Origin of the sequence: Nocardia sp. NBC_00511 (assembly GCF_045161165.1) — a bacterium.
In the GTDB taxonomy this organism is placed as follows: domain Bacteria; phylum Actinomycetota; class Actinomycetes; order Mycobacteriales; family Mycobacteriaceae; genus Nocardia.
The window spans coordinates 6,669,946-6,683,756 of sequence record NZ_CP107849.1; the positions used below are offsets into that span (position 1 = coordinate 6,669,946).

Here is a 13,811-nt window from a genome sequence, read left to right on the forward strand (position 1 = left end):
ATGACCAGCATCGGTGAGAAAGCAACGAACTTCCTGGCCCTGCATCGCCCCGGCGATCCGGTGATCGTGCCGACGGTGTGGGACGCGTGGTCCGCGAATCTGGTGCAGACCGCGGGTTTCCGCGCCCTCACCATCGGAAGTCATCCGCTGGCGGATTCGCTGGGCAAGCCGGACGGGGAGGGTATGTCGTTCGCCGACGTGCTCGGCCGGGTCCGGGAAATCACTGCCGCCGTGGATATTCCGGTATCGGTGGATCTGGAGTCCGGGTACGCCCAGAAGCCGTCGGCGCTGATCGACGGGCTGCTCGAGGCGGGCGCGGTGGGTTTCAATCTCGAGGACACCGTGCACAGCGAGGGCGGTCGGCTGCGCACTCCGCAGGAGCACGCGGATCTGGTCGCCGAGCTGCGCGCGGCGGCGGACGCCACCGGTGTGCACGTGGTGATCAATGCCCGCACCGACCTGTTCATGCGTCCCGACGGCGGGACGGCGCAGGAGCGGCTGGCGGGCGCGCTGGAGCGGCTGCGGCTGGCCGCCGCGGCCGGGGCGGACGTGCTCTACCCGGTGGGTCGCCACGAGCCCGAGGTGCAGCGCACGCTGTGCACGGAGCTGCCGCTGCCGGTGAACGCGATCGGGATTCCCGAGCAGGGCTCCCCCGCCGCGTTCGCCGAATTGGGTGTCGCCCGAGTCAGTTTCGGGCCGTTCCTGCAGCGTGCGCTGTCGGCTGAGACCGATCGCCTGCTGGCCGCCTGGCAGTGACGCGCAGGAAGTAGTCGATGATCTCCTCCCCGGCGCGGATGCCCGCGGCGGAGGTGACGGTGACGTTCGGGTGGCTCCAGTTCAGCTGCTCGAGCTCGCCGTGGCGGGGGCGGATGGCGGCGTCGGCGATGCGCAGCATCTCGGCGTCGAGCGCGCCGTCACCGGCGGCGTAGAGCCGCGCCTGCGGGTCGAGGTCGCCGGATTCCACCAGGCGTCGCCGAACCTCCTGCACCGCACGGCTTTTGCAGACCGGTGCGGGCATGGCGTAGATCTTGCGGCCCTGTCGGGACACGCTCCAGCCGCGCGGGCGGCACCAGGCGTCCCACTCGGCGACGAAGTCGGCGGGTAGTCGTTCGAGGTCGACGACCAGGTAGCAGAACAGGTCGTCGGCGTCGCGGAGCTTGAGCGCGAAGGATTCGTCCACGCGTGCACGCAGTTCCGTGCGCACCTCGACCAGGGTCGCGCAGTCGGCGCGCACCTGGGCGTCGAGGGCCGAACGCCAGCGCCGGTCGGGCAGGCCGTTGCGCAGGATGCTGCCGCCGTTGCTGGTGACGGCGTAGCCGGAGGGCGCGCCGGGCAGTCGGACGCGCTGGAACTGTTCGATGGTGCGGGTGGTGACGGGGATCAGCGCGACCACGTCGGCGAGCGCGTCGAAATGCGATGCGGCCGTTACGGTCATGTACGAGAACGGCTGTCCCTCATAGTGTTCCACGCAGACGGTGGCGGGTTCGCTGCCGTCTCCGAAGGCCGCCCGGGAGTAGATCATCGTCCGATCCAGATCCGTCGCCACCATGGCCCCGCGTATCGACCGTTGCACCACTTACCCCTTCACATCCTTGATCAAGCCCATACAGGCATATGCGAGATCCGGCACCACTTCGACCGGGACGCCGCGAGCGGCGGCCAGCATCCGGATGTGCGCGTGCTCGGGTGCGTCGGCCTCGCGGACCAGCACCCGCCACGGCACCCGGCGCAACAGCACCCGGGTGGTCTCGCCCACACCGGGTTTCACGAAGTTCACGCTGGAGATGCCGTAGTCGGCGCGCACCCGCTCCACCGACGCCCAACCCGCCCAAGTCGGGCTGCGATCGGCCGCCAGCAGGGCTTCGACCTGGCCGGGGACCTGCGGTGCGATGGTGTCGAAGCTGTCGGTGACGGCATCGAGCAGCCGGTTCGACACATCCTGGTCCGCCAGTTCGCGATAGAACTTCGCGCCGTGGAACTCCCCGGGCCCGATCAGCTCGGCATTGAGTACCGTGCGTGAGATGAGCCCGGACACAGTGGAATTCAGGCAGGCCGAGGCGATCAGGAAGTCGTCGCGCGTGCCGTAGGTGCGCACGCACCCACCGGGATCCGCCAGCACCGCCAGCTCCCCGTTGAACCGCGCCCCGCCCGCCGCGTGATACTCGTCCAGCGCATCGTTCAGCTCACGAGTGATGGCCCCCTTGCCGGTCCACCCGTCAACGAACACCACCTGTGCCGAATCATGATGCCGTGCAAGATAATCCAACGCGACCGAGTCGATCCCCCGTTCCCGCACGATCGACACCGCGTAATGCGGCGCGTCTACTCCCCGCCGAGCCAGCCACCGCCGCATCAACACACCCACCGGAGTCCCGGCCCGCGCCAACGAAACCAGCACCACCTGCTCGCCACGCTCGGCCACCACCAGCTCCGCGACGGTAGCGACGGCCAGCGCCAAGCGCTCCGCACTCTCGGCGAGCACCTTGTCGAACAACTCCCGATAGCCGGCATCCGGCTGATACTCCACCGGCAGCGACTCCGCGTAATGCGCCACCCCAGCCTGAATCCGCCGCTCCCGCTCCCCCACTTCGGCTTCCAGCGCCACCGCCGAAAGATCCTGCAACAGCCAGCCGACCTCATCCGCGTCATACGACCCGAAAGCCGGACCTCGCAACGGTTCCGGCAATGTGGCCTCACGTGCCTCGAGCAATGCGCGTGGATCAGCGGCTGGCAGCACCGCGACCACGACATCCGCGCCCGAGGCGGTGAGAACGTCGATCAGACCGCCTGTCGCGGTGAGGCGTTCGGTGTCGGCGGGGTCGTCGAGGACCAGCAGCAGACGCGGGACCGGATCTCCTGGCGCACGGTCGGGCCAATCGGCGTTGTAGACGAAGCGCGGGGCGGATTCACCGAGTTCCGGTGCGGTGAAACGGAATCCGCGGCGTAGCGGGTAGCCGGGCTCGTCGAGGACGTAGGCCGGGGAACGCGTCGTGGTCTGGTACAGCGTGGGAACGCCGCGAGCGGAGAGCGCCGCCGCCAACCGCAGTGGCAGGTACATGAGTTCTTCGTGGGCGATGACGATCGCCGGTCGGTCCGCGAGCGCATCCAGTAGGACGGTCACCGCTTCATCTACGGCCTCATCGAATGCTGTTGTGTCGGAATGCAGGAAGCCGTGGCGGCCGCCTTCGGGGACGGCCTCCGGCCACGGTAGGTCGACACGAATGACGGTGCCGCGCACCGCTGCGACCGGGTTCAGCTCCGGGTCGGGCAGAGCCTGCACGGCGTCGAGAAGGTCATCGGGGAGGTGGGTCTGTCCGGCGGCCAGGCAGACGGTGTCAATGCGGACGCCGAGTTCATCTGCGGCGGCCTCGAAGGCCCGCTTGTCGGCTTCGGTGCGCATGTCCACCAGGGAGGCGAGGACGTAGTGCGGGCGCGGGGTGAAGGCGTGCAGGGCGCGGATCGCGTCGAGTGCGGTTGCGCCGGTGGAGATCTCGTCGTCCACCAGGACCATGGGCAGCTGGTTGCGGAAGATCGCGGCGGGTGCGGGTTGCAGCAGGTGTGAGGTGGCATGCGAGTGCCCCTCCTCGAATCCGGTGAGGGTTTCCGCGGTGGGCACGTCGCGCCGGGTGGAGTGCAGGTAGCACTGCGCGTTCATCCGCGCCGCCACCGTGTGACCGAGCCCGGTCGCGGTCTCCGCGAAGCCGAGCACGACGGCCGCCGTCTCCGCTTCATCGTCCAGCTCGACGCTCACCCCAGCGCCGGAATCATGCTGGCCAGCAGTGGTTTTCAACACATCCAGCACCAGGTCGCCGAGGCGGTTGCCCGCGTCCAGAACGCGGTGTGGGTCGGTGGGGAGGTGTTTGCCGAGGACGGTGGAGACCAGCAGGTGGGCGCGGCGGGGGTTGCGGCGCAGGCCGGGCTGGATCAGCGCGGGGATGTCCCAGGCGTCGGCGGGTACCCAGCTGCGCAGGTGGTGCAGGGTGAGGCCGAGGGTGCGGGTGGCCCAGGGTAGGGCGGGGTCGGTGGTCATGATTCCACCAGGGCCTTGAGCAGATCCACGAAGGAGACTCCTCGGTTGGCTACGCCGAAGATCTTGGCGCGCAGGGTGATCTGGTGTGCCCAGCTGCGGTGCGGCCGCATCTCGTTCATCTTGTTGCGGTACTCCGAGGCGGCGACTCCGCCGGCGTCGGTGCCGAGGATGTCGAGGGCGTCGGCGTACTCCTCGTGCGACACCACCGACATCGCGTGCACGACGGCCACGTGCGAGGGGTGGATGACGGTCTTGCCCTGGATGCCGTTGGCACGGTCGAGGCTGATCTCGCGCAGCAGTCCGTCGAGGTCGCGGCTGACCAGGTACTGCCGGAACGGCACGGCGTCGATCTCGGCGAAGGGCGAGGTGCGCAGTTGCGGCCGGAACATGCGGGCGTGGTCGGCGAAGTACTCCCAGACCGGCCCGGTGATGGTGAATCCGGTGCCGTCCGCGCGGCCCAGGTAGTTGACGATGTCGGCGATGACGTCGGCGACCACCCGCACGTCGTAGATGGTGAGGTCGCGGTCGCGGCGAATGCCGAAGGTGGAGCACATGTCGGTGGCCCCGATGCGGACGGCGAGGATGCGTTCGCGGTGTTCGGCGAGCAGCGCGCCGATGCGGTGCAGTTCCCGATCACGGGTCTGCCGGTGCACCAGCACCGGTGATTCGAGCACCGGCATGCCGAAGACGTTGCGGCCCAGCCGTTCCGAGGCGACGGTGAGCGCCTCGAGGTATTCGGCGGCGCAGGAGCTGTCGAATTTGGGGAGCACGAATCCGGTGAGCGCGCGGGCGTCGGTGCGCACCCGGTCGATGATCTCGCCGATGCCCGCGGCGGTGCGCACCCGCACGAACAGCAGCGGGTACGGCTCGACGCTCTCGGAGAGTTCGTCGATGGTGGTGGCGGCGTGGCCTTTTCCGGCTTCCAGGGCATGGTCGGCGACGGCGTCCTCGAGGTCGATGACCATCGAGCAGACCCCGTCGGCGGCCTGACGCAGGATGCTGGTGGTGAGGCCGGGCCGGGTGGCGGGCACGTACAGGGTGGCCCCGAGCGCCATGGACAGCAGTTCGCGGTCGCCGGAGCCGCCGAAGGGTTCGGGCAGCCGGTGGAACAGCCGTCGCAGTTCGGGTCCGGGCACCTGCTGGAAGTGCCGCAGCGGGAAGCGTTTGCGCAGTGACACCGGGGTGGGTGCCACGGCGGAGGCGAGGCCGGGCACCGGATCGGTGGTGATAATCGCGGTCATCGGTACCCGTGGTTCTCCTGGTGGCTTTCGGTCTATCTCTCGGTATTTCGCATGCGATCGACGACTCCGGCGATGAACGCGGAGATGGCGTCGAGTTCGGACACGTAGGTCCAGTAGTCGGGGTGGCGTCCGACCAGGGCGCCGGTGACCCGGTCCAGGCGTTCGGCCTGGGCGTCGAGGACCGATCCCCACTGCGGGACGAGCCCGTTGTTGACGGCCAGCATCTGGGCGTCACGCAGTTTGAAGCGGACCGTCTTGGCGCGTTCCTGTGGCTGGTCGCGGACCTGGCGCAGCAGGGTGAGCCGGTCGGTGACGGCGTCGGCGCGTTCCTCGGCGGTGGCGAGGTGGCCGCGGGCGGAGGTGGTCAGTTCAAGTGTTTGCTCCGGGTCGTGGTTGTTCAGGGCGGCCCGGGCTCGCGACAGTTCCGCGTCGGCGGTGTCGACGGCCTGCTGGGCTTGCCGCCCATTGTTGGCCAAATCGTTCGATGATGCAGCGGAGAATTCGCGGAGCAGCGCGGACATGGCCGGGCCGACGCGCTGCATCCGGTTGCGGGCGGCGTCGAGGCGGGTGGCCGCGGAGGCGAGTGCGGTGCCGGCCGAATGCTGTTTGCCCGGTGCGTCTTCCAGGGCCCTCGACAGCGCGGCGGTGCTGGTCTCGAGCCGGGTGGCGGCCTCGCGCGCGCCGCCGACACCGCCCGCGACGGCCGCCTCGAGTGTGATCAGACCCTCATCCACGGCGGCCGCCGATTGCCGGATCGAGGGGTAGCTGGCATACGGGGAGGCGTCGGCGGCCTGGCGCTGCTGCTGGGCGGCGGCGCGCACCTGGGCGACGAGTTGCGGTACCGAGCCGTAGACGGCGACGGCGTTCTCCAGGTGGGCCTGATTGCCGCGATAGAACTCGTCGACCGCGCGGGCGGCGTCGGCCAGCCGGCGGATCTGGCCGTCTATCTCGGGTTGCGGGATGACCGTGCCGTCGCGTTCGGCTGTTTCGAGCCGTTCGTCGAGCGCCAGGTAGGCGCCGGAGGCGTCGTAGCAGCGAGCCCGCACAGGTTCCCAGCGTGCGGTCATGCCGCGGTCGGGGAACATGGCCGCGGACGCGGCGACGGCGGCCTCGGCGATGCTCTGCCGCCGGTCCATATCGAGGAAGGCGGCCGTCAGCGTCTGCCGGGCCTGCTGAACCCATTCGTTGTTCCGGGGAGTGTTGCCCCGGAACCATCCGCTTCGACGGCCTGCCACGCCACGATCGTAGGAGAACGTTCACAACATCGGCGACCTCGACGATCAACTACGCGAACCTGGCATGTGCGAATGCTCGTCATGTGCCAGGCTGGAACTGCCGGATGTCTCCGATCCGTTCCTACACAAGGTGCGGGTGACCTACTACTGTCGTTCGTAGCGGAAACCGACAATTCGGACATGCCGCACCGCAGCAAACGCTCCGAACGCTTTACAACGAAAGGGATTCCCGCATGGGTGTCAGTTTGTCCAAGGGCGGTAACGTTTCACTCACCAAGGCGGCCCCCAACCTGACCCAGGTTGCCGTCGGCCTCGGCTGGGATGTCCGTACCACCACCGGTACCGATTTCGACCTCGACGCGAGTGCCATCGCGACCGGCGCCGACAAGAAGGCGTTGTCCGACAAGCACTTCGTCTTCTTCAACAACCTGCAGTCCCCCGAGGGCAGCATCGTGCACACCGGTGACAACCTCACCGGTGAGGGCGAAGGCGACGACGAGGTCATCAACGTCGACCTGGCCAACACGCCGCCGACCATCGAGTCCATCTCCTTCCCGGTCTCGATCTACGACGCCGACGCCCGTGGCCAGAGCTTCGGCCAGGTCCGCAACGCCTACATCCGCGTGGTGGATCGCTCCAACGGCACCGAGCTGGCCCGCTACGACCTCTCCGAGGACGCCTCCACCGAGACCGCCATGGTCTTCGGCGAGCTGTACCGCAACGGGGCCGAGTGGAAGTTCCGCGCCATCGGTCAGGGCTACGCGTCCGGGCTCGCGGGTATTGCCCGCGACTTCGGCGTCAATGTCTAATCGACATAACTGATCGCACCAGGGAGGGCTCGGGCGCACGGGCCCTCCCGCGTGTGTGCACACCCGCTTCACCCCACACCTGACCCGGCACTACGAAAGGCCCTCCGCGGTGCGAATATTCGGCCTCTCCATAATCGTCACCGTGCTGGCGCTGCTCGCGGCGCTGATCTACGGCGGCCCCACGGCACTGTTCCTGTGCGCGATCCTGGGCATCCTCGAGGTGTCGCTATCCTTCGACAACGCCGTCATCAACGCCAGTGTGCTACAGCGGATGAGCGAGTTCTGGCAGCGCATCTTCCTGACCGTCGGTGTCGTCATCGCCGTTTTCGGTATGCGCCTGGTGTTCCCGCTGGCGATCGTGTGGGTCACCGCGGGGCTCAGCCCCGTTCGCGCTTTCGATCTCGCGATGAACCCGCCCGCGGACGGCGCGCTCACCTTCCCCGACGGCAGCGCCTCCTACGAAAAGCTGCTCACCGACGCGCATCCGCAGATCGCGGCCTTCGGTGGCGCGTTCCTGCTGCTGCTGTTCTTCAACTTCATCCTCGAGGAGCACGAGGTCACCTGGCTGGGCTGGATCGAACGGCCGCTGGCCAAACTCGGCAAGCTGGACATGCTCGCGGTGGTGCTCACCCTGCTCGCGATCGTGATCGCGGCGGAGGTCATCGCCGACGCCGATGACCGCGGCACGGTGCTGCTGGCCGGCATCCTGGGTGTGATCACCTACATCCTGGTCGACGGGCTCGGGTCGATGTTCCATGCCGAGGAACACGCCGAAGAGCAATCCGCCGCAGGCCCTTCCGGGATCGCGAAGGCGACGGGCAAGGCGGCGTTCTTCCTGTTCCTGTATCTGGAGGTGCTCGACGCGTCGTTCTCCTTCGACGGTGTCATCGGCGCGTTCGCCATCACCTCCGACCCGATCCTGATCGCGTTGGGCCTGGGCCTGATCGGCGCCATGTTCGTCCGATCCATCACCGTGTACCTGGTCCGCAAGGGCACGCTCTCGGAGTACGTGTACCTCGAGCACGGCGCGTTCTGGGCCATCGGCGCGCTGGCGATCATCCTGTTGATCACCATCGGCGTGCACGTCAACGAGGTGATCAGCGGCCTGGTCGGCGTGGCGTTCATCGGCGCGGCGTTCATCAGCAGCGTGATCCGCAATCGCCGGGAGGCCGCCGCGGGCGGGGACGAGGACGGCGAGGACATCAGCCTGGAGAAGTCCACCGTCGGCTGACAGCTCTGACAAACGAAGCCCGCCACACGATCTCGTGTGGCGGGCTTCTTGTTTTCTCACGCGGCTTCTTTTCTCACGCGGCGGCGACCCGCTCACGGACGGCAGGCTGCGGTGCGACGCCCAGTTCCGGCGCGGCGGGCCGACGCGAGGCGAGCACCAGCCCGACCAGTCCGACGCCGAGCCCCGCGATGGTCAGCGCGTGCAGCGGCTGATCGATCACCAGCCACGCCATCACCGCGGTCACCGCCGGGATGGCGAAGAAGAAGCGGCTCACCCGGGTGGTGTCCCAGCGCTGCAACATCGTATTGAGCAGCAGGAACGCGCCGATCGAATTCACCAGCACCATCCACACCATGGCCCCGCCGAACCGGGCCGGATCCGCGATGTGAAAGTTGCCGCCCGCCAAGGCGAATGCGCCCGCGAAGGGTGCGCTGACCGAGACGTGCACGGCGGTCGCGGTCCGCGGATCGACGCCCGGGGTGAAGTGCTTCTGGTACACCGTGCCCAGGCTCAGCCCCGCGAGCCCGACCACGCACAGCAGCAGTCCCAGCACCGAGAAGGTCGAGCGGTGATCGAGCACCGCCAGCGCGACACCGACCCCGCCCACCCCGAACCCGAGCCACTGCACTTTGCTCACGGATTCGCCCAGCACACCGGCGAATACGGCGATCACGACCGGGCTCAAGCCCTGCATCAACGAGATGACCGCGGCGGTGACGTGCTCGTGCATGGCGGTGTAGAACGCCCCGAACTGCACGATCTGCATGAGCAATCCGGCAACGGCGGTGTGCGCGAGCAGCCGTCCGTGCGGCCAGGGCGCCCGCACGATCAGCGCGTAGGCGATCAGCACCAGGCCCGCGATCGCGAAACGAGCGAACAGCACCAGCATGGGCGGGGCGGTGCCGACGCCGATGATCCCGGCGATGAACGCGCTGCTCCACATGAAGATGAGGGCGGGCGGGCCAGCCACTTCGAGAAGCCGGTTGTTCATGAGTCCTCCAAGGTGCGTAACCACTTGAGCTGGTTACTACGGTGGCACTCCATTGCATAACCTGTCAAGGGGGTTACTATCGAAGACATGTCCACTTTCGACCCGCACCTGTTCGTCAGCGGCGACCTCGCGTTGAACTTCATCGGCACGGTGGCGGAGCGGCGCACCACGTTCGAGGATCGGCTCACGGGCCCGGGCGATCTCGGCGCGTGGTTCGTGGCCGCCGGACTGCTCGACACCGCACCGGACGCCACCGCCGACGATCTGGAAACGGCTGTGCGCCTACGCGAAGCGACCTGGCGGCTGATGCTCGCGGCCCTGGCCAGCGACCCCTTCGCCGACGCGGACCGGCGACTGGTCAACCGGCACGCTCAGCAGCCGCTCCCGGAGCTGACCCTGCGCGCGGACGGCAGCGTACGACGCGGCGGCACAGTCGATTCCGCGCTGGCGGCCATCGCCCGCGCCGCCGTCGAACTACTCGGCGGACCCGATCGGGAACTGCTCAAGGAGTGCGGGCGGGACGCCTGCACCCGCCTCTACCTGGACACCTCACGCGGCGGTTCGCGCCGGTGGTGCGATATGGCGGTCTGCGGAAACCGGGCCAAGAGCAAGGCCTTCCGCGCCCGCGGCACCGAACCGGCCTAGCGGCCGCGGTCGCGCGGTCGCGAACAGGAAGAAGAACACCACCAGCAGCGCGGCCCGGCCCCACACACCCACCTGCACGACGTGCTGTTCGAACTCCGCGGAATGCCCGGAGCCCAGAGCATGGAAGTACCGGAACACCCCGATCCCGATGCACGCGTCGGCCACCAGATACGCCGCCACCAGCGACCACCGCACCCGCAGCAGCACCAGGAACGGGATCAGCCACAGCGTGTACTGCGGCGAATGCACCTTGTGGAACAACAGGAATCCACACAGCATGGCGCCGCTGACGCCGATCCACGGATACACCCCGGACAGCTGCCACCGCCGCAGGCCGAGCCAGCAGGCCACCAGGAACGCCGCCACCACCAGCAGCGGCGAGGCCGCGGTCACCCACTGCTGGAAGGCGTTCTCGTCCTGCTGCGTGCTGCCGAACAGCGGCCGCAATCCCCAGTACCAAATGGAATTCGTGGTGATGTCGGCCTGCCGCAATTGCTGAAAGGTGATCGACGCCCGCCAGCCGTCGTAACCGGCCAGTGCGAACGGCAGATTGATCGCCACCACCGTGCCGATCGCGGTCGCCGCGACCAACACCGCACCACGCACATCGAATCGACTTCTCCGCAAAGGGAATTCGCCGACCAGCACGTGAAGCAGCAACGGCAGCACGAAGATTCCCGGATACAGCTTGAAACAGAAGCCGATCGCCAGGAATACCGCGGCCGCGATGCCGCGATCGCGCAACGAATACCGGGTGAGCATGGTCACCACATAGAAGGCGGCGACGGTGGTGAAAACCACCGGGAGTTCCCAATTGTGGAAGGCGTAGAGCACCAGCGGCGGCCCGGCCGCCCACAGCAGCGCCGCCCAGCCCGCCATCCTGGCCAGCAGATACGCGGTGAGCAGCGCGAACGGGGCGAGCAGCAGCGCCGAATGCAGCAGGAAGTCCGCGTCGGTGTGCGAGCCGATGCCGCCGATCCACATGAAAAGACCACTGAGCACCGGGTATTCGACCGCGCCGCCGGTCAGCTGACCGTCCGGGGTGATACCGCCGCTGATATACGGGAAGACGTGCTCGTCGATGCCGCGGCCGAGCCACAGGTACTGAATATCGGAGTAGCAGACATTCGAGTCCTTGATCTGATCGAAGATCAGGCTGCGACCGGACCCGTCGACCGCGCCGCCCGCACAGCGCGCCTTGTTCCAATATCCGATCAATACGGTGATCGCGCACACCATCGTCGATACGAAGGCGATCAGCGTGAGACCCGTTTCGCGACGGCGGGAAACCGTTTCGCTGACGACGGGTCGGTTCGACATGGGCATCACCCTAGGCCGCCCTCCCCTATACCGCTCGGCACAACTCATCACTGGCCCGAATTGCCCGGAGGTGCCGCTTCCCAACCCTGTCGACGCCCGATTTCTGCTGGCCGGAGCGGGTCATGTAGCCTTGGCGGGTTGCTGACGCAACGAACCCTCCTGCCCACGGACAGTCCGTGGGCCGTTTACAGTCCACAGGAGGTGATGAGGTCCGTGCGTCATTATGAAGTGATGGTTATTCTCGATCCAAGCCTGGACGAGCGCACCGTCGGCCCGAATCTGAACACCATGCTCGGTGTTGTCGGTGCCGAGGGCGGCAAGGTCGACAACGTCGACATCTGGGGCCGCCGGCGTCTCGCCTACGAGATCACCAAGCAGGCCGAGGGCATCTACGCGGTGGTCACGCTGACCGCCAAGCCCGAGACCGTGAGTGAGCTCGATCGCCAGCTGGGGCTCAACGAGTCGGTGCTGCGCACCAAGGTGCTGCGCCTCGACAAGAAGTAGTCCAGTCCTCCCGCAACGTCGCTCGTAACCGTCGGTGCCTGTCTCTAGGCTGACTGACAAACCGTGTCTCGAACACGGCGAGCGCATTGCGGACTGCACCGGAAAGCAGGAGGAACCATGGCCCAGGGCGACACGGTCATCACCGTCATCGGCAATTTGACGGCTGACCCCGAGCTTCGATTCACGCCCGCGGGAGCGGCCGTCGCGAACTTCACCGTCGCGTCGACTCCCCGTGTGTTCGACCGTAATACCAATGAATGGAAAGACGGCGAAGCGCTGTTCATGCGCTGCAACATCTGGCGTGAGGCTGCGGAGAATGTCGCTGAGAGCCTGACCCGCGGCTCACGAGTGATCGTGAGCGGACGACTCAAGCAGCGCTCCTACGAAACCCGCGAGGGTGAGAAGCGCACGGTCGTCGAGCTCGAGGTCGAAGAGGTGGGTCCCTCTCTGAAGTACGCGACTGCGAAGGTCAACAAAACCACCCGTGGCGGTGGTGGCGGAGGCGGCGGCTTCGGCGGCGGCAGCGGTGGCGCACAGGGCGGCGGCGGCCAGCAAGGCGGCGGCGGCTTCTCCGGTGGCGGTAACAGTGGCAGTGGCGGGGGTCGTGGCGGCCAGAGTGCCGGCGACGACCCGTGGGGCTCAGCCCCCGCGGCCGGTTCCTTCGGGGGCGGCCAAATGGACGACGAACCGCCGTTCTGACCCAACGGAATACACCTTTCGGGGTGTCGATTCGGTTGTGCGGGAACGGCTCTCACAGGGAGTGACCTCCCCCAGAAGTTTTGGAGAGTAAGACCATGCCCAAAGCACCGGCACGCGAAAAGGTGCTCAAGAAGAAGGCCTGCACCTTCTGCAAGGAAGACAAGGCAGGCAAGAAGAACAACACGGCCGGCGCCAAGATCGATTACAAGGACACTGCGCTGCTGCGCAAGTACGTCTCCGATCGTGGCAAGATCCGTGCGCGCCGGGTGACGGGCAACTGCGTCCAGCACCAGCGCGATATCGCCGTCGCCGTGAAGAACTCGCGTGAGGTGGCCCTGCTGCCTTACGTGTCCACCGCTCGCTGAGAAAGGAAGGCACAGCAATGAAGCTCATCCTCACCGCTGATGTCGACAACCTCGGTGCGCCCGGCGACACCGTTGAGGTCAAGGACGGCTACGGCCGTAACTTCCTGCTGCCCCGTGGCCTGGCGATCACCGCCACCCGTGGTGCCGAGAAGCAGGTTGCCGGCATCCGCCGGGCGCAGGACGCCCGTCGTGTGCGCGACCTGGACCACGCCAACGAGCTGAAGCAGGCCCTCGAGGGTCTGACCGGCGTTTCGCTGTCTGTGAAGACCGCGGGCACCGGCAAGCTCTTCGGCTCGGTCACCGCCGCCGACGTCGCTTCGGCGATCAAGGCCGCCGGTGGTCCGGTTGTCGACAAGCGCAGCATCGAACTGCCGAAGGCTCACATCAAGAGCACCGGCAAGCACGGCGTCGTGGTGCACCTGCACCCCGACGTGAGTGCCAAAGTCGACCTGCAGGTCGCCGCCGCCGAGTAATTCGGCCTATCGCTTCGCCCGGTCGACAATCGTGTCGGCCGGGCCTCGCGGAGTTTTCGTATCGCGTTCTCGCGGTCTCTGATTCGGAGGCCACCTCGGTATCGGGTGGTCTCCGAATCTGTTTGCCAATTGATTGCTGTTGCCAGGTCGGGGGATTGGCCCGTAGCATCGGCGCGCAAGGTTCGGACTGTTTGCCCAGGTTGTGGATTGCTCAGCAAACCAACCGTTCTCATTGTGCGACCGGTCACAAGCTAGTGGTCTGCCGTTC

Annotated in this window: 14 protein-coding genes; 8 read left to right on the top strand and 6 right to left on the bottom strand. The window is 67.3% G+C overall.

The genetic code is table 11. The annotated features are described in order from the left end of the window. Complete coding sequence (locus tag OG300_RS31155) at nucleotides 1–756, top strand: isocitrate lyase/phosphoenolpyruvate mutase family protein (protein ID WP_405487119.1); 756 nt, start codon at nucleotides 1–3, stop codon at nucleotides 754–756. Here OG300_RS31155 and OG300_RS31160 read toward each other — a convergent pair. The 4 genes from OG300_RS31160 to OG300_RS31175 all read right to left on the bottom strand — a co-directional run bounded on the left by OG300_RS31160 (nucleotide 686) and on the right by OG300_RS31175 (nucleotide 6,506). Continuing rightward, nucleotides 686–1,549 carry an HAD family hydrolase gene (locus OG300_RS31160; protein WP_405498751.1) on the bottom strand — a complete coding sequence of 288 codons (864 nt, stop codon included), beginning with the start codon at nucleotides 1,547–1,549 and terminating at the stop codon, nucleotides 686–688. The two genes, OG300_RS31155 and OG300_RS31160, sit on opposite strands and share 71 nt — an antisense overlap. Before the next feature lie 27 nt (nucleotides 1,550–1,576). Beyond that, nucleotides 1,577–4,030: a phosphoribosyltransferase gene (locus OG300_RS31165; RefSeq protein WP_405487121.1), complete on the bottom strand. Its 2,454-nt coding sequence runs from the start codon at nucleotides 4,028–4,030 to the stop codon at nucleotides 1,577–1,579. Beyond that, entirely contained in the window at nucleotides 4,027–5,184 is a 1,158-nt protein-coding gene (locus tag OG300_RS31170) for an HpcH/HpaI aldolase/citrate lyase family protein (RefSeq protein ID WP_405498752.1), read from the bottom strand. Before OG300_RS31170 ends, OG300_RS31165 begins: the two co-directional genes overlap by 4 nt. Before the next feature lie 119 nt (nucleotides 5,185–5,303). Then, nucleotides 5,304–6,506 carry a hypothetical protein gene (locus OG300_RS31175; protein ID WP_405487123.1) on the bottom strand — a complete coding sequence of 401 codons (1,203 nt, stop codon included), beginning with the start codon at nucleotides 6,504–6,506 and terminating at the stop codon, nucleotides 5,304–5,306. Between the two features lie 233 nt (nucleotides 6,507–6,739). On the opposite strand from OG300_RS31175, the gene OG300_RS31180 reads away from it, so the two are divergent. Both OG300_RS31180 and OG300_RS31185 read left to right on the top strand, forming a co-directional pair. Then, nucleotides 6,740–7,315 (top strand): TerD family protein, encoded by a 576-nt coding sequence (locus tag OG300_RS31180; RefSeq protein WP_405487125.1) that lies wholly within the window; start codon nucleotides 6,740–6,742, stop codon nucleotides 7,313–7,315. A 109-nt stretch (nucleotides 7,316–7,424) separates the two neighbouring features. Next, nucleotides 7,425–8,546, top strand: coding sequence for a DUF475 domain-containing protein (locus OG300_RS31185; protein ID WP_405487127.1), 1,122 nt, complete (start codon nucleotides 7,425–7,427; stop codon nucleotides 8,544–8,546). A 73-nt stretch (nucleotides 8,547–8,619) separates the two neighbouring features. Here OG300_RS31185 and OG300_RS31190 read toward each other — a convergent pair whose 3' ends face one another. Next, a complete protein-coding gene (locus OG300_RS31190) occupies nucleotides 8,620–9,537 on the bottom strand; it encodes a DMT family transporter (RefSeq protein WP_405487129.1) in 918 nt (305 codons plus the stop codon). Between the two features lie 87 nt (nucleotides 9,538–9,624). Between OG300_RS31190 and OG300_RS31195 the strand changes: the two genes are divergently transcribed. Then, nucleotides 9,625–10,182 (top strand): CGNR zinc finger domain-containing protein, encoded by a 558-nt coding sequence (locus OG300_RS31195; RefSeq protein WP_405487131.1) that lies wholly within the window; start codon nucleotides 9,625–9,627, stop codon nucleotides 10,180–10,182. On the opposite strand, the gene OG300_RS31200 is transcribed toward OG300_RS31195, so the two are convergent. After that, complete coding sequence (locus OG300_RS31200) at nucleotides 10,087–11,421, bottom strand: hypothetical protein (RefSeq protein ID WP_405498753.1); 1,335 nt, start codon at nucleotides 11,419–11,421, stop codon at nucleotides 10,087–10,089. The two genes, OG300_RS31195 and OG300_RS31200, sit on opposite strands and share 96 nt — an antisense overlap. 294 nt (nucleotides 11,422–11,715) lie before the next feature. Here OG300_RS31200 and rpsF point away from each other — a divergent pair, with 294 nt between their 5' ends. The 4 genes from rpsF (at nucleotide 11,716) to rplI (ending at nucleotide 13,543) form a co-directional block, all read left to right on the top strand. Next, on the top strand, nucleotides 11,716–12,006 hold the full coding sequence (gene rpsF / locus OG300_RS31205) for a 30S ribosomal protein S6 (RefSeq protein WP_405487133.1): 291 nt from the start codon (nucleotides 11,716–11,718) through the stop codon (nucleotides 12,004–12,006). Between the two features lie 117 nt (nucleotides 12,007–12,123). Next, nucleotides 12,124–12,705 carry a single-stranded DNA-binding protein gene (locus OG300_RS31210; protein ID WP_405487135.1) on the top strand — a complete coding sequence of 194 codons (582 nt, stop codon included), beginning with the start codon at nucleotides 12,124–12,126 and terminating at the stop codon, nucleotides 12,703–12,705. Nucleotides 12,706–12,800: 95 nt separating this feature from the next. Continuing rightward, entirely contained in the window at nucleotides 12,801–13,070 is a 270-nt protein-coding gene (rpsR, locus tag OG300_RS31215) for a 30S ribosomal protein S18 (RefSeq protein WP_120739213.1), read from the top strand. Between the two features lie 17 nt (nucleotides 13,071–13,087). Then, a complete protein-coding gene (rplI, locus tag OG300_RS31220) occupies nucleotides 13,088–13,543 on the top strand; it encodes a 50S ribosomal protein L9 (protein WP_405487137.1) in 456 nt (151 codons plus the stop codon). The last annotated feature ends 268 nt before the right edge of the window (nucleotides 13,544–13,811 follow it).